Source organism: Coleofasciculus chthonoplastes PCC 7420 (assembly GCF_000155555.1).
GTDB classification, from domain to species: domain Bacteria; phylum Cyanobacteriota; class Cyanobacteriia; order Cyanobacteriales; family Coleofasciculaceae; genus Coleofasciculus; species Coleofasciculus chthonoplastes_A.
Genome location: NZ_DS989880.1, coordinates 19,508 through 44,877, shown reverse-complemented (window position 1 = coordinate 44,877; position 25,370 = coordinate 19,508). Strand labels below are relative to the sequence as shown.

18 protein-coding genes are annotated in these 25,370 nt (G+C 45.2%); 11 read left to right on the top strand and 7 right to left on the bottom strand.

Going from position 1 to position 25,370, the window contains the following annotated elements; genetic code table 11:
• Positions 1-30: 30 nt before the first annotated feature.
• Together MC7420_RS33590 and MC7420_RS33585 are read right to left on the bottom strand one after the other, a co-directional pair.
• On the bottom strand, positions 31-777 hold the full coding sequence (locus MC7420_RS33590) for a hypothetical protein (protein WP_006106309.1): 747 nt from the start codon (positions 775-777) through the stop codon (positions 31-33).
• A gap of 56 nt (positions 778-833) precedes the next feature.
• Positions 834-1,232 (bottom strand): hypothetical protein, encoded by a 399-nt coding sequence (locus MC7420_RS33585; protein WP_052307587.1) that lies wholly within the window; start codon positions 1,230-1,232, stop codon positions 834-836.
• Between the two features lie 261 nt (positions 1,233-1,493).
• Here MC7420_RS33585 and MC7420_RS38790 point away from each other — a divergent pair, with 261 nt between their 5' ends.
• The 3 genes from MC7420_RS38790 to MC7420_RS36010 are packed head-to-tail and all read left to right on the top strand — an operon-like array spanning position 1,494 to position 3,857.
• A complete protein-coding gene (locus MC7420_RS38790; protein ID WP_006106297.1) occupies positions 1,494-2,258 on the top strand; it encodes a hypothetical protein in 765 nt (254 codons plus the stop codon).
• Between the two features lie 7 nt (positions 2,259-2,265).
• Positions 2,266-2,388: a hypothetical protein gene (locus MC7420_RS43665; RefSeq protein WP_006106295.1), complete on the top strand. Its 123-nt coding sequence runs from the start codon at positions 2,266-2,268 to the stop codon at positions 2,386-2,388.
• Positions 2,389-2,444: 56 nt separating this feature from the next.
• Positions 2,445-3,857 carry a TIGR03985 family CRISPR-associated protein gene (locus MC7420_RS36010; protein ID WP_006106323.1) on the top strand — a complete coding sequence of 471 codons (1,413 nt, stop codon included), beginning with the start codon at positions 2,445-2,447 and terminating at the stop codon, positions 3,855-3,857.
• A gap of 259 nt (positions 3,858-4,116) precedes the next feature.
• Here the strand turns inward: MC7420_RS36010 and MC7420_RS33570 are convergent, their stop codons facing one another.
• The gene (locus MC7420_RS33570; protein WP_006106305.1) at positions 4,117-5,478 is read right to left on the bottom strand and encodes a DUF3370 domain-containing protein; all 1,362 of its coding nucleotides are present in this window, start codon (positions 5,476-5,478) and stop codon (positions 4,117-4,119) included.
• Positions 5,479-5,615: 137 nt separating this feature from the next.
• Between MC7420_RS33570 and MC7420_RS33565 the strand changes: the two genes are divergently transcribed.
• The 3 genes from MC7420_RS33565 (at position 5,616) to MC7420_RS40970 (ending at position 11,067) form a co-directional block, all read left to right on the top strand.
• Positions 5,616-9,344 (top strand): two-partner secretion domain-containing protein, encoded by a 3,729-nt coding sequence (locus tag MC7420_RS33565; protein ID WP_006106320.1) that lies wholly within the window; start codon positions 5,616-5,618, stop codon positions 9,342-9,344.
• A 262-nt stretch (positions 9,345-9,606) separates the two neighbouring features.
• Positions 9,607-10,512 (top strand): DNA adenine methylase, encoded by a 906-nt coding sequence (locus MC7420_RS33560; RefSeq protein ID WP_006106296.1) that lies wholly within the window; start codon positions 9,607-9,609, stop codon positions 10,510-10,512.
• Positions 10,513-10,854: 342 nt separating this feature from the next.
• Positions 10,855-11,067, top strand: a complete 213-nt coding sequence (locus tag MC7420_RS40970) for a hypothetical protein (protein WP_157453441.1) — start codon at positions 10,855-10,857, stop codon at positions 11,065-11,067.
• 6 nt (positions 11,068-11,073) lie between these two features.
• Here the strand turns inward: MC7420_RS40970 and MC7420_RS33555 are convergent, their stop codons facing one another.
• Together MC7420_RS33555 and pedR are read right to left on the bottom strand one after the other, a co-directional pair.
• Positions 11,074-12,120, bottom strand: a complete 1,047-nt coding sequence (locus MC7420_RS33555) for a M28 family peptidase (RefSeq protein WP_044211190.1) — start codon at positions 12,118-12,120, stop codon at positions 11,074-11,076.
• A gap of 146 nt (positions 12,121-12,266) precedes the next feature.
• A complete protein-coding gene (gene pedR / locus MC7420_RS33550; protein WP_006106304.1) occupies positions 12,267-12,551 on the bottom strand; it encodes a photosynthetic electron transport-dependent transcriptional regulator PedR in 285 nt (94 codons plus the stop codon).
• A 155-nt stretch (positions 12,552-12,706) separates the two neighbouring features.
• On the opposite strand from pedR, the gene MC7420_RS33545 reads away from it, so the two are divergent.
• Positions 12,707-13,681 carry a carbohydrate kinase family protein gene (locus MC7420_RS33545; RefSeq protein WP_044211208.1) on the top strand — a complete coding sequence of 325 codons (975 nt, stop codon included), beginning with the start codon at positions 12,707-12,709 and terminating at the stop codon, positions 13,679-13,681.
• A gap of 14 nt (positions 13,682-13,695) precedes the next feature.
• Here the strand turns inward: MC7420_RS33545 and MC7420_RS36005 are convergent, their stop codons facing one another.
• Together MC7420_RS36005 and MC7420_RS33535 are read right to left on the bottom strand one after the other, a co-directional pair.
• Positions 13,696-14,190: a hypothetical protein gene (locus MC7420_RS36005; protein WP_006106317.1), complete on the bottom strand. Its 495-nt coding sequence runs from the start codon at positions 14,188-14,190 to the stop codon at positions 13,696-13,698.
• A 398-nt stretch (positions 14,191-14,588) separates the two neighbouring features.
• Entirely contained in the window at positions 14,589-16,082 is a 1,494-nt protein-coding gene (locus MC7420_RS33535; protein ID WP_006106316.1) for an anthranilate synthase component I, read from the bottom strand.
• Between the two features lie 218 nt (positions 16,083-16,300).
• On the opposite strand from MC7420_RS33535, the gene MC7420_RS33530 reads away from it, so the two are divergent.
• The 4 genes from MC7420_RS33530 (at position 16,301) to MC7420_RS33510 (ending at position 25,280) form a co-directional block, all read left to right on the top strand.
• Complete coding sequence (locus MC7420_RS33530) at positions 16,301-18,385, top strand: cation:proton antiporter domain-containing protein (RefSeq protein ID WP_006106303.1); 2,085 nt, start codon at positions 16,301-16,303, stop codon at positions 18,383-18,385.
• Positions 18,386-18,475: 90 nt separating this feature from the next.
• On the top strand, positions 18,476-19,249 hold the full coding sequence (locus MC7420_RS33525) for a peroxiredoxin-like family protein (RefSeq protein ID WP_006106292.1): 774 nt from the start codon (positions 18,476-18,478) through the stop codon (positions 19,247-19,249).
• A gap of 206 nt (positions 19,250-19,455) precedes the next feature.
• Positions 19,456-22,266: a two-partner secretion domain-containing protein gene (locus MC7420_RS33520; protein ID WP_006106277.1), complete on the top strand. Its 2,811-nt coding sequence runs from the start codon at positions 19,456-19,458 to the stop codon at positions 22,264-22,266.
• 203 nt (positions 22,267-22,469) lie between these two features.
• Positions 22,470-25,280, top strand: coding sequence for a filamentous hemagglutinin N-terminal domain-containing protein (locus tag MC7420_RS33510; RefSeq protein ID WP_006106293.1), 2,811 nt, complete (start codon positions 22,470-22,472; stop codon positions 25,278-25,280).
• Positions 25,281-25,370 lie beyond the last annotated feature (90 nt).

Genomic DNA, 25,370 nt, shown 5'->3' with positions numbered 1-25,370 from the left:
CGGGCGCACATCGGTGCGCCCCTACCCTTACTACAAACTAGCTAACTCAACTAACTGCTTTGCCAACTCTTGAATCATGGGACGAGTTTTCACCGATTCACCCCGAATCAGTCGGTGAACTGTTCCCCTTAACTGCGGCGTTTGGGTTTGAATCGTATCAGTTGTGGCATCAAGACTACTATAAATAATCGCAATCACAGTCAAATTTAGCTGGCGACAAAAGGCTTGCCAATCGGCTACCTCGGATTCCGACTTAGCTAAAATCACTGCATGGGTAGCTTGAGCCATAATTAACTCATTTTCTGCACTTATCTTGCCCCCTACATCAAACAGTAATAATGAGTTTTTAATCACGTCAACCGTTCGCGCTTTGTCTTGGGCAAATTCTGGTGTAAACTTCGCCTTATACTCAGCTTTTAATTCTGCCGCTAACTCCGGATACTTCTGTGCTGTTTGTGCAAACCAGGAACCATCCCCATCCGGACAACCGGAAATGGTATAAAAATCCTGGGGAACATCCTCTCGCTCCAGAATTGCCTCTTTCAACCCATCCCGAAAAACAGTTTTTCCCGTATTGGGAGCGCCGCATAGCACCACTTTCACCGTCTGACAGGGGTCACGCTTGATATCAACCCGGTCTCCCACCTGGTAATCTGGAGTATGACTAATCGTGATAATATAACGGTCTAAACCGCGATCGCCTATTTTCGGATCAAAGACTGCGATCGCACTATAGCGATGAGCCAGTTCCAGTGCTAGGACAAAAGACGCTAACACCGTTGAACGCCCATTGATTTTCAGCAGTTTTCCGCCTGTTAATTGCCCCGAATTAATTAATTCTTGTAACTGCGCCTTGACATCGCGGACAATTTGGTCGCAGCCAAAGGATACTCTGGTGTTGTACTACTCACCACCACATAAGCTCCCAACCGTGTATCCGCCACTGCAACCACTCGATACAGGTGCGCCACCTCATGAGCCAGGGTATAACTCGCCCCCACTGAAATCCGCCCATTAATTTTGAGCATATTCCCCCCGGAAAGTTCTCCAGAAGCAATCATTTGCCTCACACGAGTCTGCACATCTTGCACAATGACATCGCCAGCAGCCGGAATCGGTTTCCCTTCATCAGTTTTGGCAAAATCCACTCTCAGAGTATCGCCTTCAAGGTGTATTGAATAAGCCATCATTCGGTGTTCCTGATTCATCGGTGTAACAACTAAGCCTGACATAAGTTAACCTTCCTTTTCGATCATCATTGGGTAAAAACGTTGCATACAACGTCTCTACTATGGCAGGCAGTAAGAATAGGGGCTTTCCAACCTCTAAGTCGGTGCGTCATTCGTCCTTTGTCAGGGTTTGAGGCTTGCTTACAAAACTTAGTAGGATGCCGTTTTTTTGTCTAATTGCTGACAAAGGGGTTTTTATTTTACTCATTATGTTACAACATTATTACAAGCACACAAAAACTAAGTATCAAAGAAGAAAAAAACATGACACACCTCTCCCCCAACTTCGACCCCAGCCATACTCCTGAATCCCCTATCCAGCAAGTCTTAGCGGAATTGGGTATCGCCCAACTCCTCTCGTTGATCCAGCACCACAGCGACATTGACTTCGATGCGGCTCAAATGCACCTAACGGATGCAGAAGCCCACGCGATCGCGGCATTATTTATCCAGCAGTTAACCGAAAGCCTGAATGGTAAACTCATTGCGGGTGCCTTAAACACTCTGCGTCACAGTGAAGAAATAGAGGACGTAACCCAAGAAGACGGGCGGGTTTTGCCACCAAGTTGGGTAAAACAATTCCTGTTTGTTCCTAAACCCGCCCCTACACACTCAACACTTAACGATTCTCCCCATGAAGATGAGGACAACCTATACCGTTATCCCACCCATTTGGATCAGGAAATAGAGCCTCTACTGGTGCGTACCCCAACCGGACGCTATCATCCCAAAAGACCCCACAATCCCCGCCCGATTACTCAGCGAGAACAATACATCATTGACCTATATTGTTACTGTAAATTAAAGATGACACCCAAGAAGTTTTATGCCAAATGGGGTGTCACCTATGAACAAATTTCTCACATTTGTTTCCGTTCCCTGGGAACCGTTCAATGTTGGTTCAACCGAGGTCAAGACCATCGTTCCCCTCAACCTGTTGACTTGCGCCAGTTAACAATCGTGGATTTTTTGCTCGATCATTATGAAGAACTCCCCCAATCCTTAATTGATCTGCTTTGTTCCCCGTAAGATTAAGGTGCGTTACGCCACCCTTCGGGAACGCTTCGCGAACGCTCTCCCCACGATGGCGGCGTGGCACACCTTAATTAGTGGATTAGAATTGGTTCGTAGTGAGGGAACTTTAGCCCTCTCCAGATAGGCGAAGCGAGAACTAAAGTTCTCACTACAAACAAAGTCGTTACCTCCCATCACTCCATGTCTGCTGAAGAATTTCTGCCCACCGTCCACTGCTTAGAAACCCTTGTACCAGAACTATTGCAAGTTTCTAATCATCCATCGACTCCAACCCAATCCAAAAATTGCCTCACACTTTTAGCCTGTGGCGCTCGGCGGTGGGTCATACTCCGGTCATTGTATGACCGCGATAGTCACTTCTTTATCGAATTTGAAATTGAACTCTTTAACTGTGCGGATTGGTTAAAGAAGTTCAAAGAAAAAGTTGATCATTATAAAACTCGTTCTTTCTCCGATTGGCTATTTCCCGAATATACCGAATCCTTCACCAATCAATTCATTGCTACCTTAAAATCTCGATATACGTTAGAGGAAAATGATATTGACAAACTCTTATCAACTGCCATTTTTTCTGCAACTGACCGTACCTTACGCAATCACCTAACTCAGTTGTCTCAACTGAAAACTCCGTTCCTAGAGCGACAACTGATCAATCCCCAAACAACAACCAAAAAGCCAATTCACAAATTCCGCAAACGGTCAACGGCTGCTATCCTTGAACCATTCACGACCGACCCTAATTTTTCCTATGAAGGAACCTTAGGATTTTTTACCAATGATGTATCGACTATTGCCCAACTGTTATTCACAAAAATTAATGGCGAACAACGCTTATTTATCCATCATGACTATGTAGTTAAGGAAGAATTGCGGGAAACCTCAGCGGATTTAGCCGATCGCCTCAAAGAAATTTGGCAAGAGACGCCTACTCCACCGCTGCAAATTGCCTATCACAGTGCTTCCTTAAATCAAACTAAAAACTACACCATTTACCCAGTTTGCCTATATTATTATCAGAGAGCTTACTACCTCTGCGCCTTTGGTCAAAGACCGCAGAAAACAGCAACCAAAGCGCCAGTGGGATGGTATAACTACCGTTTAGAACGGATAAGCAAGTATCAAAAACTGCCTTGGGATACTGCCCATCTCCCTTTCTCAAAATCTGACATTATCAACCATCCGGAAAACTATGCTCCTGCTTATATTCAACAGGAATTAGATGCCGCTTATGGCTTTGATTTCTATGAAAAATCTGATGTAACTCTGCTACGGTTTGATGCTGATTTTGCCCAGCGTTACATCGACAACTCCTTCCGTCATCCGACCTTTGAAAAACTAGATAGTTCTGAAGCAGCACAGGCATTAATTAAGGACTTAAAATTACCCAATACCCAAAAACTTTTAGCCCATATTCACGCCCATCCCGATGCGGCTTATTACATCCTCCGCTATCGCCAACAGGACAATACCGTAATCATGCGACTCCGCGCTTGGGGACCCAAGGTAGAAGTCATGTTCCCGAATGAGTTGCGACAGCGCATGAGACAGGATATCGAACAAACCTGGCAATTTTATCAAAAAACAATGACATAAGACGAATGACATAAGACATAAGACAAATAACAACTTTAATTGTCCCCACCTACTTAGGGCTTGCTGAATAAGTGGTGAGGTGAGGGGGAGCTGGGGAAGCTGGGGGAGCTGGGGGAGCTGGGGGAGCAAGGGTACATTTTCCCTGAGCAAGGTGATGCCATACTTAGGAAGGATGCTACCCCATTTCCTGGCACTTTATCCACTGTCCATACGCCTCAAAGTATTGATGGATCAGGGTTTCCGGGTTGTGCAGTAAGCCCTACTTAACACCTAACGTTTCCACTGTTAAAACTTGTGGTGGCGTTGCATCGGGTGGATACAAAAAATCGAATTGCACTAATCTTTGACTGGATGGGGGCATTTTTAGCGTCACTAACGGTTCCCCCTCTTGTCCTCGCTGTTGAACTAAATGCCAATATCCTGTTCGCGGTACTCCTGCATCATCGTTATAGCGGAGTCGCACTGTTCCTCGGAAAAAGACTTGGTTGGCTGGAGGTTCTAGAAACCGTAATCCGTCCTCAATTTCTTCTTGTTTTAGAGGCGTTTGTAAGGATACGGTAACTGTTTTTGTCTCCTGAGTTGGATTCACCAACGGTAAGGTTAAACTATATTGCACCCCATAGTTTCCATGGGCAAAATAAGCAGTATCAGGATAACGTACCAGCATCCTCGCACTTTGGCTTTGATCAGTTCCTAAACGTCCACCTGCTAAGGTACTCAATCCATAAGAAAAGGCGTCTCCTGGTTCAGGAATCGTCAAAACCTGGGAACTCGGACTATCAGTTAACTGAGTTTGCCACTGTGATCCTTGAGCCACACCTGCAACCCGCCCATAGATGATTTTACCCGTTGTTGAGTCAGGTGGAGTCGGGGCGCGATCGCGTGGTCCGGCTAATTCCCCTTTATCCAATACCTGCTGCCATTCTACCAGGGTGGGGGCGCGTTCGTTTCCCGCCTCATCAGTGGGTGCATAACGCGCAAGACTGGCTAGATACACTTGTCCATCACTACGTAACCGCATCAACGTGGAACGCCCATTAATCGGCGGTTCTAAGGGTTTCACCGGAATCGGTAAATTGAGTAACAGGCGGCTTGATTGCGGCGGAATTACCACTTGCGGCGGAAACTCGGCTTGGCGATAGCCTCTCAAAATATCACTCATCACCCGACTACCAGGACCCGCATACACTGTACCTTGGGGATTCTCCACTTGAGCAGGTAATTGGATAAACGGTGCATCCGGTTGACTCAAATAACTAGCCGCTTGCAAAATATCAACGGTGACCGATTTTGTACTAGGATTATGTGCAAGTATTCCTAAATAAAGCGTCCGTAAATCATCAGGAGTTGGCGCTTTAGCCACATGATGGGCAAAGATATCAAAACGTCCCTGAAAGGGAAAATTTAAGTGGGCGCTAGGCGTTGCTTTATTGTTTCCTGGAAACGTAGAGAGTAAAATTCCCTCGGTTTGAACCAGTTCGGGACTATTACTATTGAAAACAGGAACCTGATCTAATTGTCCCGGTAACGGACGCACGTCTTGCGGTTGGACAATCTCCACTGGGGGTGGGGGTGTAGGGGTAGCTTGGGCGAGGGGAAAAATAGGGAAAAATGCGAACATATAAGGGATGAGGACTGTTCAGGAATAGGGAACAAAGACAATAAGTATACTTCATATTTTGATAACTGCCAAATAATAGAGTATCGCAATTGGCGATCGCAAACACAAATCTTAACTGAGAGTGCAAAAGCCGAAACATGAACAACAAACGTGCAGCAGCGACAATCCGCCAATCCTGGTGCTGGTGGTTAATTGGGGGTTTTGGGGTGTTGAGTGCGATCGCCTCTTTCCCTGATCCCACCCTTGCTCAGATTACACCCGATGACACATTGGGGGTAGAACGTTCCATTGTGACTCCCTTTGGACAGATTGATATCATTCAAGGCGGTGCTATCCGAGGGATAAATCTCTTTCATAGTTTTGGGGAATTTAATATTGATGTTGACCGAGGCGTCTATTTTTTTAGTCCTGCTGATATCCAAAATATCTTAACACGAGTCACTGACCAAAATCCGTCTTATATTCTGGGTACACTGGGAACCTTTGGCGACTCGACTCCGAATCTATTCTTAATTAATCCCAATGGCATTATCTTTGGACAAGGTGCCAAGCTAGATGTTGGAGGTTCATTTGTCGCTACCACAGCGAATGGGATTGGCTGGGATAATCAGGGACAATTTAGCGCCTCACAACCGGAAACGAGTCAATTACTCACTATCAATCCAAATGCTTTCTTTTTTAACCAACTCTCGAACTCCGCCGAAATTGTTAACCGTTCTACTGGTACAGTTCCTGTCTTCGGGGGATTCTTAAATGGATCGCTACTTGAACAAGGACTTCAGGTTCTAGATGGCAAAAGTTTATTGCTGATTGGTGGTGATGTAAGGTTAGAAGCAGGAGGTCGATTAAATGCGTTGGGAGGTCATATTGAGTTAGGGGGTTTAGCCGTACCGGGAACTATAGACTTGCAAGTTGATGGAGATGTTCTGAGTCTAAACTTTACCCAGGATAGTCGGTTATCTGATGTCAGTTTAGCCGATGATGCCCGTGTGAGTGTGCGGGGTATCGGTGGCGGCGATATTATTGTGAATACTAATAATTTTAGGGCGACAAATGAAGGACGCTTAGTCGCAGGAACGGAAGGGATGGGAGATGGCGGCGATATTACGATTAATGCTAACGCCAGTATTGATTTAAATGGTTCAGGAACTGGCGTTTTTAATCAGGTGATTCAGGAGTCTACAGGGAATGGGGGAAATATTGTTATTAACACCAATTCTTTTTCCGCCACCGATGGTGCATCTGTTTTGGCTGGAGTACAGACGAATACGGCTGGAGATTCCGGTGACGTTTTCATCAAAAGTGATAGATTTACTGCATCATCTGGTGTAGATATTGGTTCAATAGTTTTCGGTGCTGGAGACGCGGGTGATGTCAGGATTAGTGCCAGTGAAGCGATTGAATTAACTGATGCTGATATTGTTGCTTATAAGGGTAGTTCATCTACGGGGAATGCCGGAAATGTTGCGATCAACGCTAAGATGATCCGCTTCTCAGAAGAGAGCGATATTTTTGCAGTTTCTTATGGTATCGGCAATGGTGGTAATGTCACCGTGCTGGCAAGTGAAGCTATCACCTTCTCCGAAAATAGTGATATCTTGGCTAATTCTATAGATATTGGCAATGGTGGTAACGTTACCCTGAATGCAGGTGACACTATCAGCTTTTCGGAAAGTAGCGATATTGTTACTGCTGGTGGTAGTATCGCCAATAGTGGTAATGTTACGATTCAGGCAGGTAATACTATCAGTTTTTCGGGAAATAGTGATATCGATACCGGAGTTTTGGGATTTTCAGAAAATAGCCCTATCTTTACAAATAATGAGTCTATCGAAACTATCGGCAAAAGTGGTAACGTTACGATAAAAGCTGATGGTCAAGTGATTTTTTCCGGAACCAGTGATATTTCAGCCGGTTCTATTATTCGGGGTGATGGTGGTGACATTAACATTACGGCTCATTCACTTTTATTAAGAGATGGCTCTGACTTGCTAACGTTTTCTGGTTCAGCATTGCCAATGGACATTGATTCTATTTTAATAGAAAATGGTTTACGAGGAAATGGTGGCGATATTACCGTGCGAACGACAGAAGTTATTACCTTAGATAATGACAGCCAAATATCTGCATTTAGTGGTGAGGATTCCGGAAATTCAGGTAAGATTTTGATAGAAACGGGTAGGCTAAGTCTCCGTAATGGTTCATCCATTAATGCTGCGGTTTCTGGTGATGAAGCAGCAGGCGATTTAACCATAAACGCGGCTGAGTCAGTGGAAGTCAGTGGTGCGAAGCTTGTGTCAGGTGAAACATCCAATGGTGAAATGTTTTCCTTGTTTTTTCCCAGTAATATAATTACAACTACATTCGGTGCTGGCGATGCTGGCGATTTAACCATTAATACTGACCGATTAATAATCCGAGATGGCGGACGAGTTGATGCTTCTGCATTAGTCGCAGGTCAAGGGGGAATCTTGGAAGTTAATGCTTCAGATTTAGTAGAAGTCAGCGGTTATATACCGACTGGAAGTATTGTTGATGGGATACAGTATAGTTGGTTAGGCACATCCAGTGCAGGAACGGGAATAGCCGGACAGACTCGAATTAACACAGGTCGATTAATTGTCCGAAATGGGGGAAAAGTTCTAGCTTCAACAATTGGCGAAGGTCAAGGAGGAATCTTAGACATTAATGCATCTGAATCTGTGGAAGTAATTGGTACTATTCCTGTCGATAGCACTATTTTTACTGGATTTTTACCCAGTCAGATTAGTACCGAAACATTAGGAACGGGAAGCGCTGGAATGATAACTATTGATACAGGAAAATTAATTGTTCGCGATGGTGCAGAAGTGTCGGTGCGAACCACTGGTGAGGGTCAAGGGGGACGCTTAACTATTAATGCATCTGAACTGGTAGAAGTGAGGGGAACAGCGCTTGATAACCCCCAATTAAGAAGTAAAATCACCAGTGAAACCAGTGGTGACCAAGATGCAGGGAATTTAAGTATACAGACGGGACAACTTATTGTAAGCGATCGCGCTCAAATTACAGCCAGTAGTCGCCAGGGAATCGGAAAAGCTGGAGATATCGAAATTGACGCCAATTTGATTCAACTCAACCAGCAAGGAGAACTGATTACTCAAACTGAATCCGGGGATGGGGGTAATATTCGTCTACAAGTTGATGACCTCTTACTCCTACGGAATAATAGTACAATTTCTACCACCGCTGGACAAGCAGGTGCGGGTGGTGATGGCGGGAATATTACCATTGAGGCGGGTTTTGTTACAGGTATTCCTACCGAAAATAGTGATATTACCGCGAATGCGTTTGAGGGAAGAGGGGGGAGAATTGATATCACCACTCAGCGTATCTTTGGGTTAGAGTTTCGGGAGAATCTGACACCATTGAGTGATATTACCGCCAGTTCTGAATTGGGAATTAATGGAGAGTTTAACCTAGAATTATTGACCTCAATTGACCCCAATCAAGGCTTGATTGAGTTACCCACAGGGTTAGTGGATGCTGAAAACTTAATTGACCGTTCCTGTCATGCTGGAGGTGCAGCGTTAGCTAGTAGTTTCACGATTACAGGTCGCGGCGGTATCCCGGCGAGTCCGTTAGATTTCCTTAGTGATGATGTCATGGTTAGTGATTGGGTCACTCTAGATACTGATACTCAAAGTGAACTTAAGGAAGAACCCGTTACATCTACTCCTGTCCAACCTAAACCGATTATAGAAGCACAAGGATGGGTAAAAATGCCCGATGGAACGATAATTCTCACTGCTCAAGCTCCCAGAGCCACACTATCCACTATGCCAGAAATAAATACCTGTAAAATGGGTAAAAGGGTAGAAGACTAGACACAATATAATGACACCTCAACCAAATCTACCCTAACCCCAAATTAAGATATGTAGGGGCGACCCGCTGCACTAATGAAAAATTCCAATCCACTCAATTTGATCGGGTCGCCCTTCCTCAAACCTTAACAAAACTGTTTACTGGAAGTACGAAAATTTGGTACAAGATTGCTTTCATTATTTAGCAACTTGGTATACAATTGGACAGGTTTAATTATCGTATAAGATTTATAAGGTATCTCTCTAGTTAATGAAAAATTCCATGCGAGCCAGACCATTTTTGAAATGGGCAGGTGGGAAAAGCCAACTCATTAAAGAAATTGATAAACTTTTGCCTGAAGAGTTAAATCAGGGAAAAATCAATCGATATATTGAACCCTTTGTCGGTGGTGGCGCAGTATTTCTATATATTGCCCAGTTGGGTAAAATTGAAGAGTTTTTTATTTGTGATATTAATCCTGAACTCATTCTAGCGTATAAGACGATTCAGAAAAATGTAGAAGACTTGATTAAACTTTTGTCAAAACTTCAAGACAAATATTTATCCTTCGATGCTGAGGAACGAAAACAATATTTTTATCAAATTCGCTCTCAATTCAATCTACAGCGTCAACAAATAGACTTCCATACCTATTACCCAGACTGGGTTGAGAGAACCGCTCACCTTATTTTTCTCAACCGCACCTGTTTTAATGGATTGTTCCGAGTCAATTCCAAAGGAGAATTTAATGTTCCAATCGGTCGCTATAAGCAGCCCAAAATTTGTCATGCAGATAACTTGAGAGCGGTGGCTCAAATTCTGAAAAATACTCAGATTCATTACGGAGATTTTACCGCCTCTGAAGCTTTTGTTGATCATCGTTCTTTGGTTTATTTTGATCCTCCCTACAGACCTCTAAATAAAACGGCAAATTTTACATCTTATTCGCAAGAGATCTTTGATGATTCGTCACAATTAAGATTACGAGATTTTTTTCGAGTCCTGGATCACAAGGGGGCTAAGTTGATTTTGAGTAACTCTGACCCCAAAAATGAAAACTTAGAGGATAATTTTTTTGAGGTTGCTTATGCAGAGTATCATATAAAACGAGTAAAGGCACAACGCACTATTAATAGTAAATCAACTAGGCGAGGACGGATTTATGAATTGTTAATCAGGAATTATTAAATGTAGCGGTGTGGCACACCTAATTTGCTAGATTAGCATTGTAGGGGTGTACTGACGTGCGCCCGATTTAACCGTAGAATCTAGGGCTAAAGCCCTTACTACAAGCCGAATCTAGGGCTAAAGCCCTTATTACAAGCCGAATCTAGGGCTAAAGCCCTTACTACAAGCCGAATCTAGGGCTAAAGCCCTTACTACAAGCCGAATCTAGGGCTAAAGCCCTTGCTACAAGCCGAATCTAGGGCTAAAGCCCTTACTACAAGCCGAATCTAGGGCTAAAGCCCTTACTACAAGCCGAATCTAGGGCTAAAGCCCTTACTACAAGCCGGCGCGATCGCGGATAAAGTGAGGTGGACGCCACGAGACTGTGAACAACCGCCTGAGTCGGATGGATATGATGTGGTTAATTATAGTCCGAATGAAGTTGCTGATGCCGTTTTCTATGCCCGTCATCCTGAACTAAAAGGACGCAAGATTCGTCCGGGGGAAACGAATCTAGCTAGGGAATGGAGTGCGATTCAGAACCGTCTTCCTGAGTTTATCTGCTATAACCCTTGAATTTTGTTATCTAACTTTATTTCCTGCTAACTCTGTAATTACCTGCTCTAATCCTGCAACAACTCGCGCTAATCGTTCATAGTCTACTTTATCAGGTGTATCTTCGTCAGTATGATAGTAAGGATAACGAAAGGGGGCTGTATCCGTAACCATTACACCCGGATACCCCTGCTGCCAAAATGCCCACTGATCTGACCAACCCACACCCGGAATCTTATGGGGTAACGTCGCGCCCTCAGAGGGAAATTTGGCATGGCGGCGGAAGGATGCAACGACGTTGTGAACGAGTTTTCTTGACCCTAAATTACCAATAAACCCGATAAAATTTCCTTGTAATGGATAAATTCGGTCTAGGGGAAATGGATATTGCTGAGAACCAATTTTATTAGAATAGTAGCCCATGGTTTCTAAACTCAGCATCGCCACAATATTCTCCTTGCGATCGCGGCATTGTTTAGCATAAACTAGACTCCCCATATCATCTGTCTGGAAAAATGGCGGTTCTTCATTCACAAACTCCACAAACCGCAGCGTTCTAGCTGGCTGTTTTCCGGCAAATAAACGCGCTAATTCTAAGGTTGCGGCTGCGCCCGTACCGTTATCATTCGCCGCCGGACTGGTATAAACTGAATCGTAATGACCGCCAACGACAACGATTTCCTGAGGTTTTTCAGTGCCAATAATTTCAACTTCAAGATTGTAATACGTTTGATTATCAATCTCGTATCCCTGTCGCTTGACTTTATACCCGGCTTGTGATAATTCTCGTTCCAAAAAATCCGTCGCCGCGATTAAACCGTCATAGTACAAATAGTTGCGCCGTCCAATTTCCCCCGCCAGTTTTTCCACATCTTGCTGAAGGGCATTTTGCAATGTGACTTCTTTCTGGGTTAGCGGTGGGAGTTCACCGTGATAACTTTCTCCAGGCATTCGGATCATCAGAAACCATGCGCCAAAAATGACAATCAAGAGAATGATACTCAGTATAGCGAGTCGGATGACTCCGGAGCGATTTAGTAGAGGAATTTTCCACCAGGGTTTGCTCAATAACATTTGTCAGGGAACAGGGAATACAACATAATTTAGACAGGGCGGGTTTAGTGACATCTGGGTGAAAAGCTTCCCGTTAATCGTGAAACCCGCCCCTACACATAGATGGGTCATGGCGCGTCTCGTGATGGCTCCCCCGGCTCTCTGTTCTAGGAAACCACCTCATCATTACTATTGGGCTTGGGAGGTAAGGTACAACAGTTAATATCATTCAAACAAACTTTACCCCACTGCAACGCCCAACGCACCAGTGCGACTCGATTATCGGTATGGGTTTTCTGCAAAATATTACTAATATGGTTATCGACGGTACGCTTACTGATTTCCAAGTCCTGGGCAATCTCCTGATTGGTTAAACCAGCGGCGACCAGGTCTACAATTTGTAATTCCCGGTCTGAGAGAGAAACAGACTTATCCGACTTGCCACCAGCCATAGGTATTTTGCCCTTGGTAAATCTACTTATGCCTTTTTAATTCTAACGAACTATGGGATACCTACACGCCATAACTCATCCTGGTTTGAGAGATTCTTTTTAACCAAAGGTTAAGCCTCTGGTAGTCTGAGGGAAACGTTGAGGTGTATATTGCCGTGACTAATCCTCGTGTTCTCTGCCTCGGTGAAATTTTATTCGATCGCCTAGCTAATCAGGTGGGGCGATCGCTGGAACAAGTTGAATCCTGGACGCCTTATCCTGGGGGAGCGCCAGCGAATGTGGCTTGTGCATTGGTTAAGTTGGGAACCCCGGCGGCGTTTATCGGAGCTGTGGGAGTTGATGAGCCAGGAAACCAGCTTGTCCAATTATTAGAGGATGTCGGGGTGGATAGTAGTGGTGTTCAGCGCCATCCTACCGCACCAACCCGACAGGTTTACGTCCTGCGCTCAGAAAAGGGCGATCGCGAATTTGCTGGGTTTGGTGATTTCGACACCTCCCAATTTGCTGACGCCTTCCTTGACGACTCGAAGTTACCCGAATCCTTATTTGAAGGAGCTGATTATTTAGTGTTGGGTACCCTGGAGTTAGCCTATCCCCAAACCCGACAAGCGATTTATAAAGCCTTGGATCTTGCCAATCGCTACGATGTCAAAGTTTTAGTGGATATTAACTGGCGTCCCATGTTTTGGTCAGATCCCAGTAAGGCAAAACCACTGATTGAGGAATTTGTCAAGCAAATCGATTTTCTCAAAATAGCCAAAGAAGAAGGGGAGTTATTCTTTGATACCTCGGATGCAGGGGCGATTACCCATCGTCTAGATTCAGTTGAAGGAGTTTTGGTGACGAATGGAGATCAAGATATAACCTACTGTCTCGGTGAACAGGAGGACACCTTCTCACCCTTTACTATGAATGTGCAAGATACCACAGGAGCGGGTGATGGTTTTGTCGCGGGCTTTATTCACCAACTTTGTCAGAAGGGGCTGACATGTCTAGCGACGCCAGAGTCAGCACGAGATGTGGTCAAATACGCCAGTGCTGTGGGTGGATTAACGACACTCAAACCTGGTGCGATCGCGGCTCAACCCACCCGACGCGAGGTGGAAGCGTTTCTCAAAGAAAACGGGTAACGGTTTCCCTGTGATTACCCCTGTTGTTGCGATCGCTCTGTCTGATTCAACTGATTTTCCTGCGATCGCTTCTTGCGTTCTGCATATTTATGAAAGTTCACAACTTGGGGATCAGAGGCGGGTATATCATCATTAGAGTTGGGTCGGGAAACTTCCGGTGGAATGGTTGGATCAATCATCGTAAAGTGCTGAATTGGAGGCATTTCAACTTTATGATACGTGACCCCACGAAATCGAAATGTTTTCACCGATGATGGCTGAGGTTGTCGTAGCTGAACCCCTTGATTTCGGCTAACACTATTACCGGAATTGGTAACACTCTGTTGAGTTATCGTGGTCAGCTTTCCGTTAACCATGGTTATTTTTTTCTGGTGTAATAAGTCTTTCAATGTGTCCCAATTTTCCTGAGGATGCTGTTTCAGCCAATCGTCCACTGCTTTCATGGCTGGGACAGGAGTAAGACTAAATTGCATCAAAAGAATGGCGAGAACTTTTCCTTCAGTTGTCATTTTTTTAAGGAGGTAAGGAAGCAATTAATTGGGACAGCAGATACAATTTACAGGAGTGATATATAGCTCTGAAGAAAGAAAACCCTGATGCTAATTTTTCAGTTTGTTAAGAAAGTTATCTATAATTGTCTTCGGTATCCGGATGCGACTGCCTCAGCCATTTATCGTAACTTTTTCCAGCTATTTGGCGGATTGACAATACTCGTCATTCGTCATTTGTTGGCTCCTCTACAGCACTTTCTAATACGGTGTAGTACAGTAACCCTGAGACGGCTCTGTTCTGCTCTTGTTTGGGTGTATCACATCGAGTCTAAAAATGCTGTAGCTCCCAGACGTGCCATGGCACGTCTCTACATTGCTCCCCCAGCTCCCCCAGCTCCCCCATCTCCTCTACACCTCTACAGTTGCAGATTCAGCGCATTGAGTTGAGCTTGGGCTTTTTGTAGAGATTCATACCATTCCTTTTGTGGATCACTGTCAGCCACAATGCCAGCACCCACTTGTCCCCAAACCGTTGCTCCAGGTTGAGAATGGCTCGATTTACTATACAGCAACGTGCGAATTAAAATATTTAAGTCCAGGTTTCCCCGCCAATCTAAATAACCGCAAGAACCATAAAATAAATTGCGTTTTACTGGTTCAAGTTCTTCAATAATTTCCATGCAGCGAACTTTCGGACAACCCGTAATGGTTCCCCCAGGAAATACACCTCGAATCAAGTCTATCGGGTCACACTTAGGACTAAGTGTTCCCATAATATTGCTAACCAAATGCATAACGTGGCTGTAGCGTTCAATAGTGAGAAGTTCATTCACTTTTACAGTTCCCCATTCACAAACTTTGCCGATATCATTGCGCTCTAAGTCAACCAACATGATATGTTCGGCTCTTTCCTTCTTGTTCAGAATTAACTCTTTTGCTAACTGATCATCTTGAGTTGAATTAGCGCCACGTTTCCGCGTTCCAGCAATCGGTCGAGTCTCAACTTTTGTGCCAGATAACTGAATCAATCGTTCGGGTGAGCAGCTAATCATTGCTCCCCACGGAGTTTGCCAATAACTGGCAAAGGGGGAAGGATTAATCTGTTGCAATGCTCGATAAATTGACCAGCTATCCAAAGCAGTATACGCTTCAAACCGCAACGATAAATTCGCCTGGAAGATATCCCCAGCTTGAATATATCGTTTCGCTTGCTGCACCGCCGCCATATAATCGTGCTGAGAGATTTGGAAAATAGGAGTAATGGGATTACTTTTGTCCGGTTCTGGTGTATTCTTTACTCCTGTCTTCCTATCCACTTCCTCTAGCTGATGTTGTAGGGAGTCAAGTTGAGCCACATCCGTCGTCGCTAACCAAAGAAGTTGCTGATGATGATCCAGCACCGCAAAGGATTCGGGTTCATACCAGTAGGCGATGGGGAAAGGTAGAGGATCAGTGTTGAGGTGGGGGAGTTGTTCAATCTCCCCGGCTAAGTCATATCCCAGCCATCCTAACCACCCCCCTGTAAAGGGAAGTTCAGCAGGTACAGGCGATTCTGCCTTTTGCACTTGAAGCAGGCGGCGCAGGAAAGGTAGAATGTCTCCCACAGGCGGAGTCCATAGTTGAGGTTGATTCGCAATAAAGCGAGGAGAACCCGCACAAATCGAATATCGAGCCAGATGGGTATTATGTGGCGTCACTGGGCTTTCTAAAAGAGTGGCAATGTGATAATTTTTAGCCAAATTTATTTCCTGTGTCGAATCTCCTCTAGGATGGAGAAATAGCGCCTCAAAGACGTGTGAACCACTACGCTTAGCCAGAGGAAGCTTGCGCCAATGCCAAGGTTGTATGGGGTTGCAGGAAGATGGGGTGGGTTCAAATAACTCAGTCGCGATCGCGGTATTCACGTCCATTCTGTGGTAAATTTTTCCTGATGCTGTGCTTTTGGCTACAATATTTGTATAACATCAACCCTTTATAGACAATAACAATTTAGTCAATTTCCTGAGCGGGTGAATCTACCTATCCGTCTTCAAGATCCTAGGAATTCCGAAGCAATAGGTTTAAGCAAACTCGGGGAATTGAAGAATAGAGATCGATAAAATAGTGGCAATTTTTTAGCCAAAAGCTGATGAATGAATCGATAACATTTTTACAAACAGGGCTACCCGAAGGTCCAATTGTTGCATTTACTATTCTACTGTTAGTCAGTTTAACCATTCCGCCGTTGTTCGAGCGCTTGGGATTGCCTGGGTTAGTCGGATTGCTGTTGGCAGGAGTCCTTTTGGGTTCCAATGGGTTGCAGCTATTGGATGCTGACAGCGAAACCATGAAGCTGCTTTCCGATATTGGCAAAATTTATCTAATGTTTGTGGCGGGGCTAGAAATCGACTTAGTGCAGTTTCGTAAGAAGAAACATCGGTCTTTAGTATTTGGATTGATGACCTTTATCGTACCACTCGCTACCAGTATGATAATTGGGCGATTCTTTGGTTTTGGTTGGAATACCTCCCTGTTGATGGGGTCTTTATTTGCCTCCCATACTCTATTAGGGTATCCTATCATCCAGCGCTTGGGTTTAGTTGAGAAAGAACCTGTGATTGTTACCATTGGCGCGACAATTTTTACTGATATCAGTGCGCTACTCGTTCTAGCCATCTGTGTTTCGATTAATGCGGGAGACTTTTCTGTCTATAGTTTGTTTCAGCAATTGGTGGCATTAGCCATTTACACCGCCATTGTTTTATTTGGCTTTGATTGGATAGGGAAGGAACATTTTCGGCGGACGGGAGATGATGAGGGCAATCAATTTTTGTTTGTACTCCTGGCGGTGTTTCTGGCGTCGGTGGGGGCGGAAATTATTCAGGTGGATCAGATTGTCGGTGCCTTTATGGCAGGTTTAGCGGTTAATGATGTGGTGGGAAACTCACCCGTGAAAGAAAAAGTGGAGTTTGTAGGTAGTGTTTTATTTATCCCCTTTTTCTTTGTAGACATGGGCTTACTTCTCGACATTCCTGTGTTTATCGAAAGCCTCACCACCAGTTTTTGGCTAACTCTAGCAATTGTCGTGGGATTGCTGGGGAGCAAATTCCTCGCCGCCGCGATCACAAAAGTCCTCTATCGTTACAGTTTTAACGAGATGATGGTGATGTGGTCTCTGTCTATCCCCCAAGTCGCCGCCACACTAGCCGCCGCGTTAGTGGGTTTGCAGGTAGGGTTAATCACAGACACCGTCTTTAACAGCGTCATTGTCTTGATGCTAATCACCTCTATTTTGGGTCCTCTATTAACCGGAAAATTTGCCCCGAAACTCCCTTTGCCGAAAGCCAGCCCGAAAATTAGCCAGTCCAAACTTTGGTGGGAAAATCATCGCTTTGAACGGTTAGAGGAACAAGAGCCAGCTCCGTTTAGGATAGTCGTGCCAGTTAGCAAAAGTCAAACCAAGGGGTATTTAATGGAAATGGCAGCCCTGCTAGCGCGTCACCAATCCGGTCAAATTATACCGTTGTCCATTTCTCCAGCCCATACCTACATGGACGAACCCCAGATGCAGGTTAACCTGCGTCAAAGTCGGCGACTCCTAAACAAAGCGCTAACCATTAGTTCAGAATTTGACGCCGAGGCAAAACCGATATTGCGGATTGGGAATGACATTGCCTCTGGAATTGTTCACACCGCCCGTGAACAAGATGCCAGTTTAATTGTTATGAGTTGGCGAAAAAATACCGGATTGCGGGCACGTTTGTTCGGCACAATTATTAACCGAGTATTTTGGGCATCTCACTGTCCAGTTGCGGTAATGCGACTCTTAGATGAACCCGTCAACCTGCGTAAAATTTTGGTACCCGCGAAGAATTTCTCGCCCCAGACAATCCGCACGGTAAGATTTGCTCAACTCCTGGCTGATACCCATCAAGGGGAGGTGAAACTGCTGCACGTTTGTCCGGCTAAAACAGCATCTTCTGACATAGCGGCGATTGAAGATGAGTATATCAATATGCTGAATGTCACGGGAGGGCAGGTAAAATCAGAGGTGCAAGTGATTAAAGCTGACGATGTAGCACTGGCGATTTTGAAAGTAGCTAAGTTAGCGGATATGGTAATTTTGCGCTCTTTGCGTCGCCGTACTATTGCGGGGTTAGGAGTGAGCGATATTACCACACAATTGATTAAAGAACTCACCTGCTCATTAGTGTTGTTTGGAGAACCGTATTAAGAGCAATGGTACTGAAAAGCGTGCATTTTTGGATTGCCGAACAGCTTATCACGGGTACAAAAATCTTTACTCATCACAGTTTCATCTAACATGAATCCCTATACTATTATTCATCAAACTCAACGCCAACGAGTCAGCGATGGTATAACGCGATCGCTCCTGGAAAACTGCGAGAATGCGCCCCGCCTCCTGGTACTCGTTTGGTCTCAACTCGGTGACTTTGACACACTCGAATATACCTTCTGGTTACAGCGAGAGGCTGAACAGTTGCAAGCTAAGGGAATCGCCATTCGTGCAGTAGGGATTGGTAATCTCGATTCAGGAAAACAATTTTGTCACTATACCGGATTTCCGGCGGAGTGGTTGTTTGTTGATTCAGAGGCTCAATTGCATCGCCAGCTTAACCTCTATCCTGGCTTGGGTTTCAAACTTCCGGGACTTTCTACCACGCAAAGAGCCTGGTTGAATCTACTCTTAATGTGTGCGGGGATTGGTAGCCCTGGTACGCTTGCAGAAGTATTTCGTGGTTATCGGGGCGATCGCAATGCACCTCAGCTTATTGGCGATGAGGAAGTTGTCAAAGCGAAACCCTTACCCCCTCTCAAAGGCTCATTTTTTCAATTTGCTGGGGGAAGTGGATATCAGCGCCCCTTTGAACTCGCCACCTTAAGACTACGGAATATGGTAGAAGTGTTAAGTCATTGGAAAACTTATGTCCCCAATCCCGCCTACATGACACAGCGAGGTGCAACCTTCCTCTTTGACGCCGACGGGAAGCTACTATACGAACATCGCGATCGCGGAATACTCGGCTTTGCTGCCAACATGAGCCGCCCCTTATCATTTTTAGATGAAATAGGGTAAAAGGGTAGAAGGGTAGAAGGGTAGCGATCGCATCGATTCCGGAATAAAAGTACAGACAATTGGTGATTGAGTAAGAAAGAAAGTTTTATGTAGGGGCGGGTTTTACTATTATCATTTTTTACCTCACCCAAAGGTAACTAAACCCGCCCCGATGTAGAGACGTAGCATGCTACGTCTCTACACTCCTTCAAAGATATACCTGAATCATGAACTATTGTTTTCCCAAACCCAATTCCCCTTTCCTCTGGATTCCCAGCAATCTTCTCCTCAGCCTTCTCATCTTCATCAGCACAGCCAATGCCGAAATAATCCCCGATAACGATAACTTTTCAACCAACACCAACATTACCAATGGTGAGATTCAAGGCGGAATCCGCACCGGAAATCATCTCCTCCACAGTTTTGAAGAATTTTCTATTCCTACCAACTCCCAAGCCATCTTTAAACTGACTCCCCAAAACCTAGACATAGAAACCATTATTAGCCGCGTCACAGGCAACAAGACATCCATCATAGATGGCATCCTTGCCGCAGATGGCATCGCCAACCTAATCCTGATTAACCCCAACGGAATTCTATTTGGTGCTAATGCCCAACTTAATATCAATGGTTCCTTTTTAGCCAGTACCGCGAATAGTGTTATTTTTGCTGATGGCAGTGAATTCAGCACCACCAATCCCCAACTCCCGCCCCTACTCACCATTAACGTACCGATTGGTTTACAGTTTGGTGAAAATTCAGCACCGATTATTCATCAAGCAAATAGTAACCTGTCGGTAAACCCCGGTCAAACCTTAGCCCTGGTGGGAGGAAATTTATCATTAAATGGAGCCAATTTAACAGCACCACAAGGACGAATTGAATTAGGGAGTGTGGCAAGTTTTGGACAAGTAACTCTGACACCTATACCCACAGGTTTTGCTTTAGACTATTTCGATATACAACGGTTTGGCATGATTAACTTAACCAATGCCACAGCCGTCAATACCAGTGATTTAGGTGCTGGTGGTGGTGGCACAATTCGGGTGCGGGGGGGACAAGTCACCCTGACTCAAGGCTCAAACCTAGTGGCAGAAACCTTCGGTAATGTGAACGGCGGCGGGATTGATATTCAGGCAAATCAGATAAAACTGCAACAAGGTTCCTTTGCTTCTACCTCTACATTTGGTGCAGGTGCAGGAGGTAATCTGACTATTCAGGCTGACCAAGTAGAGGTGACTGGTACAACCCCTCTAGAACCCTCACGGCAGATTTTATTCGCAACATTTAATCCACTCAATCTTAGTAATGGCTTATTTAGCTTTAGTGGTGGACAGGGTGATGCTGGACATTTAACCATTGAAACCGACCAATTGATTGTGCAGAACGGCGCGATGATATTAACCGCAGCCTTGGCTGAGGGTGATGGTGGCAATTTAACCTTAAACGTTTCGGAGTTAGCCGATTTAACCAATGGGTCTCTGTTACTAACAGGAACCACGGATAAAGGAAATGCCGGTGATTTCACAATTACGGCTAATCAATTGAGAGTGCTAGACGGTACATCCCTGAGTACCACGCCTGGGGGTACAAGTCAGGGTCAAGGGGGAAATCTAACCGTAACCGCTGAATTGGTGGAACTCAGAGGAACTCCAGCCAATGCGGTTGTTCCTGGCGGGTTGTTCACAACAACGCTGGGTGCAGGAGATGCGGGGGATTTTACCCTAAATACAGGTCAACTCATTGTGGCGGATGGGTCACAAATCTCAGCGTCGGCGGCGGGTGGGGGACGCGGGGGAAATCTGATGATTAACGCCGATACGGTGGACTTGAGGGGAATTTCTGCTGATGGTCGATTTTTGAGTGGGTTGTTTACCTCGTCATCGCTGTTAACCGTCGAAGGACAAGGAGGAACAGCACCCGCTGGAGATTTAAGGATTACCACACGACACTTAAGTGTGCAGGATGGTGCTCAGATTTCCGCCGCCACTGGGGGGGCGGGTACAGCCGGAACGTTAACGATTAATGCGGCTGAATCGGTAACCGTGGCGGGTGTGGCGACGGGTGTTGATCCCGCTGTCGAACGAGTCTCCTTTGGCATTATTGGGGATGGTATCGTACCCAGTGCGATTGAAGCGAATACGAGTGGTGCAGGTGGCGCGGGGGATTTGCAGATTCAAACAGGAGAGTTAAATGTGAGGGATGGCGCAGAAATTGGCGTCAGGGGGACTGCATCGGGTGCTGCTGGTAATTTGGATATTATCGCTGATTCGATTTGGCTGGACAATCAAGGGGGAATTAGTGCAGCTACGGTGGCGGGGACAGAGGGAAATATTCGACTCGACGCCTCGAATGTGTTGCTGCGGCGCAATAGTCAGATTACGACGAATACCGAGAACAGTGATGGGGGTAATATCCGCATCAATACCGATGCTTTAGTCGCGATCGATAATAGTGATATCACGGCTAATGCTCGTCAAGGTCAAGGGGGTCGTGTTAGTATTACAGCTCAAGGTATTTTTGGCACTCAGTTTCGGGATGAACTGACCCCCAATAGTGATATCACTGCCACATCAGATTTAGGACCACAATTTAATGGTCTGGTGACTCTCAATATTCAGGGGATTGACCCGAATCGGGGATTAGTTCGCTTACCGGAAAGCTTTACTCAACCCAGTGATCAAATTGCCACAGGTTGTGTCGCTGAAACTGGAAATTCCTTTGTCGTGACGGGACGCGGTGGATTACCCGAAGACCCCAGTCAAATTTTACGTGGTCGAACCCTTTGGCAAGATTTGCGTTCTTTGGATTGGAATGAAGAAAATCTGGAGGAGACGGGACGTGGAGAGAATCGACAGCAATTCCCATCGACAAGGGAGACAATACATCCAGATGAAAACCTGACCTCTCGCCGTTCTTCTATTGTGGAGGCTAAAGGATGGGTTATTGATGGCGATGGTAATGTTGAATTGGTGGCTGATATGCCGAATAATAGACTGAGGGGGTTGGAGTCATCCAGAAAATCTTATTGTTATTAAATAAAACAGTAGGTTGGGTCGAGGTACGAGACCCAACACAAGCCAATGCTGCAAGGGATAGAGCAGAAGGGGAAGCAGGGGGAGAAAAGGTTAAATTTAGAGGCTATCCGAGCGGTATGGCAACAGAAGTTAACTTGATACTGTTGGGTTTCACTCCGTTCAACCCAACCTACTTTAGTAATGACTTAAATTAACAATCACCTATGGGAAGTTTTATTCAAAAAAAATCATTTATATTACTTTTATTAACCGGGAATTTATTTGTTGACTTACTGGTTTCAAGTAAGATAGCTCATGCCCAGGTTATCCCTGATGACACATTGCCCCAAAATACAGTGGTCACTAAAGATGGTAATATTAGTGAGATTCAACAAGGGACAAGAGTAGGCGATAATCTATTCCACAGTTTTGAGGAGTTTTCTGTTTTTGAAGGTTCAACAGCATTTTTTAACCTGGAAATGATTAATCAGGATGTCCAAAATATTATCAGCCGAGTTACAGGCAATACCCCATCCAAAATTAATGGCACAATTAAAGTTAATAATGCCGCAAATTTATTTTTAATTAACCCTCAAGGTATTGTCTTTGGCGCGAACGCCCAACTCGATGTTGACGGCTCCTTTTTAGCCAGTACAGCCAATAGCATTCAGTTTCCCGATGGGCGGGAGTTTAGCGCCACCAATTTCTCAACCCCACCCTTATTATCAATAAATGTACCCATTGGTTTGCAATTTGGTTCAAATCCGGCTCCAATCAGCAATCAATCGACGGCTGGCTTACAAGTAAATTCAGGTCAAACCTTAGCCCTAGTGGGTGGCGAACTGCGGTTTCCGGGAGGACATTTGACAGCATCCCAAGGGCGAATTGAATTAGGTAGTGTTGGGGACAATAGTTTTGTCCAGATTACGCCAACGATGAATGGTTTTACGTTGGGATATGAGGGGGTAGATAATTTTCAAGATATAAACCTTTCTCAGCAATCTGTCGTCGATGTTAGTGGTGAAGGTAGCGGTTTTATTAACATCCAAGGGGGTCAGGTGAACCTAAGCCAAGCATCACAAATTCTGGCGAATACAACGGGTAATCGTGACGGTGGTGATATTACGATTCAAGCGGAACAATTGAACCTAAAAGAGGGCGCTTTTGTTTCGGCGTCTACCTTTGGTGATGGGGCGGCTGGTCGCTTGATGGTCAATGCTGCATTAGTGGAAATTATTGGCATAAGAAATCTACAAGAGGTATTAGATACACTTTTTGAGGAGAAAACAATTACCCTTCCGGAGTTGGGTACGGGTCTATTTTCGCTAAGTTTCGGTTCTGGTGCGGCAAATAGCTTAATCATTAATACGGAAACATTAAGTTTGCAAGAGGGTGGTTTTATCTCAACCTCTCCCTTTAGCACGGGTTCAGGCGGCGATATGATGGTGAGGGCGTCTGAATCGGTGGAATTGGTGGGTTCAGAACTATTTGCTGATAGTTATGGTAAGGGAGATGCAGGTCAAATAACCGTACAAACCCGACAGTTAAGGGCTAGCGAAGGAGGTGGAATATTTAACTCTACTTTTGATGCAGGGCGTGGCGGAAATGTACTAATTCAAGCATCCGATTCCATTGAACTAATGGGTACAACACCTGATGGTCGATTCAAAAGTTCTATTGCGTCTAATGCGTTTGAGGATGCGACTCAAGCCACGGGAAATGTGATCATTGAAACTCGACGCTTAACCATTCAGGATGGTGCGGGAATTGGCGGTGCTACATTAGGTGCAGCTCAAGGTGGAACGATAAAGATTCAGGCGTCAGAGAGTGTGGAACTAATTGGCACTTCGGCGAATGGTCTAGAATTGAGTAGTTTGAATACACAAAGTTTTGGCAAAGGCGCGGCGGGGGATATTGAGGTTTATACTAGGCGATTAGTCCTGCGTGATGGCGGAGTGATTTCAACCACCACGCAAGATGCTGGGCGGGCGGGACGAGTTGTGATTCGAGCCTCAGAGTCTGTAGAAGTGAGTGGTGTTTCCGCTGACGGCAAGTTTCCCAGTAGTTTGCGCTCAGATGCATCCTCTGATTCTGTTCCCAGTGGTTTTATTCCACCGCCTCAGACTGAGGTATTGGGAGAAGCGGGGGATGTGACGATTGAGACAGGACGTTTAATTATCCGAGATGGAGCAGAAGTCACGGTCAATGGGGAAAAGTTCGCCGCCGCAGGGAATTTGAGAGTTGATGCTGATTTAATTTGGTTAAAAAACGGTAGTCGAATTTCAGCGACAACGCGAGCGGGGACAGAGGGCAATATTACGCTGCAAACGCAGAATTTGTTGCTACAGAATCAGAGCCAAATCAGCACGAATGCGGAGAATGCTAATGGCGGTAATATTAGAATTGATACGGGTAATTTAGTAGCACTTAACAATAGCGATATTAGTGCTAATGCTCAAGCTGGAGCAGGGGGTCGGGTTACGGTTAATGCGTTTGGTATTTTTGGTACGCAGTTTCGAGAAGCGCTAACTCCAGAGAGTGATATTACGGCGACATCAGCACTTGGAGCTGAGTTTAAAGGGATTGTCAATATCAATATTCAAGCAATTGATCCCAATCAAGGATTAATCCGGTTACCAGAAAACTTTATTGAACCCAATAACCAAATTGTTACAGCTTGCGATGTGGAGCAAGGTAATTCCTTTGTGGTAACTGGACGAGGAGGTTTACCCGAAGACCCCACTCAAACCCTGCGAGGTCGAACCCTTTGGCAGGATTTACGGGTTCTGGCGTTGAATGAAGAGGAGGGGGATTATGTAGAGACGTTGCATGTACCGTCTGGGAGCGGGGCTAGTAGAGACGTGACTGTAGAAAGTCTGGGAGATAGGGGAGAATCTCCTTCTGAGCGTCGCTCACCTATCGTAGAAGCCCAAGGATGGATCATTAATTCCCAAGGTCAGGTTGAGTTAGTGGCTCATGTTCCTGACGTTACTCCCCACAGTTCCTGGTATAAATCAGCAACATGCTTAAATTAAGTTATAAGCACGTCCTCGAACGAAATTAAGCCCTGAACTAAAGTTCGGGCTAAAAGCTTAAACCCGTTAAAACGGGTTCATATCATGTCC

What these genes read in the sequence shown, in the direction of transcription:
- MC7420_RS33585 (WP_052307587.1), bottom strand. Translation starts at nt 1,232, where the DNA reads ATGTCAGGCTTAGTTGTTACACCGATGAATCAGGAACACCGAATGATG.
- MC7420_RS38790 (WP_006106297.1), top strand. Translation starts at nt 1,494, where the DNA reads ATGACACACCTCTCCCCCAACTTCGACCCCAGCCATACTCCTGAATCC.
- MC7420_RS36010 (WP_006106323.1), top strand. Translation starts at nt 2,445, where the DNA reads ATGTCTGCTGAAGAATTTCTGCCCACCGTCCACTGCTTAGAAACCCTT.
- MC7420_RS33570 (WP_006106305.1), bottom strand. Translation starts at nt 5,478, where the DNA reads ATGTTCGCATTTTTCCCTATTTTTCCCCTCGCCCAAGCTACCCCTACA.
- MC7420_RS33565 (WP_006106320.1), top strand. Translation starts at nt 5,616, where the DNA reads ATGAACAACAAACGTGCAGCAGCGACAATCCGCCAATCCTGGTGCTGG.
- MC7420_RS33560 (WP_006106296.1), top strand. Translation starts at nt 9,607, where the DNA reads ATGCGAGCCAGACCATTTTTGAAATGGGCAGGTGGGAAAAGCCAACTC.
- MC7420_RS33555 (WP_044211190.1), bottom strand. Translation starts at nt 12,120, where the DNA reads ATGTTATTGAGCAAACCCTGGTGGAAAATTCCTCTACTAAATCGCTCC.
- pedR (WP_006106304.1), bottom strand. Translation starts at nt 12,551, where the DNA reads ATGGCTGGTGGCAAGTCGGATAAGTCTGTTTCTCTCTCAGACCGGGAA.
- MC7420_RS36005 (WP_006106317.1), bottom strand. Translation starts at nt 14,190, where the DNA reads ATGACAACTGAAGGAAAAGTTCTCGCCATTCTTTTGATGCAATTTAGT.
- MC7420_RS33535 (WP_006106316.1), bottom strand. Translation starts at nt 16,082, where the DNA reads ATGGACGTGAATACCGCGATCGCGACTGAGTTATTTGAACCCACCCCA.
- MC7420_RS33530 (WP_006106303.1), top strand. Translation starts at nt 16,301, where the DNA reads ATGAATGAATCGATAACATTTTTACAAACAGGGCTACCCGAAGGTCCA.
- MC7420_RS33525 (WP_006106292.1), top strand. Translation starts at nt 18,476, where the DNA reads ATGAATCCCTATACTATTATTCATCAAACTCAACGCCAACGAGTCAGC.
- MC7420_RS33520 (WP_006106277.1), top strand. Translation starts at nt 19,456, where the DNA reads ATGAACTATTGTTTTCCCAAACCCAATTCCCCTTTCCTCTGGATTCCC.
- MC7420_RS33510 (WP_006106293.1), top strand. Translation starts at nt 22,470, where the DNA reads ATGGGAAGTTTTATTCAAAAAAAATCATTTATATTACTTTTATTAACC.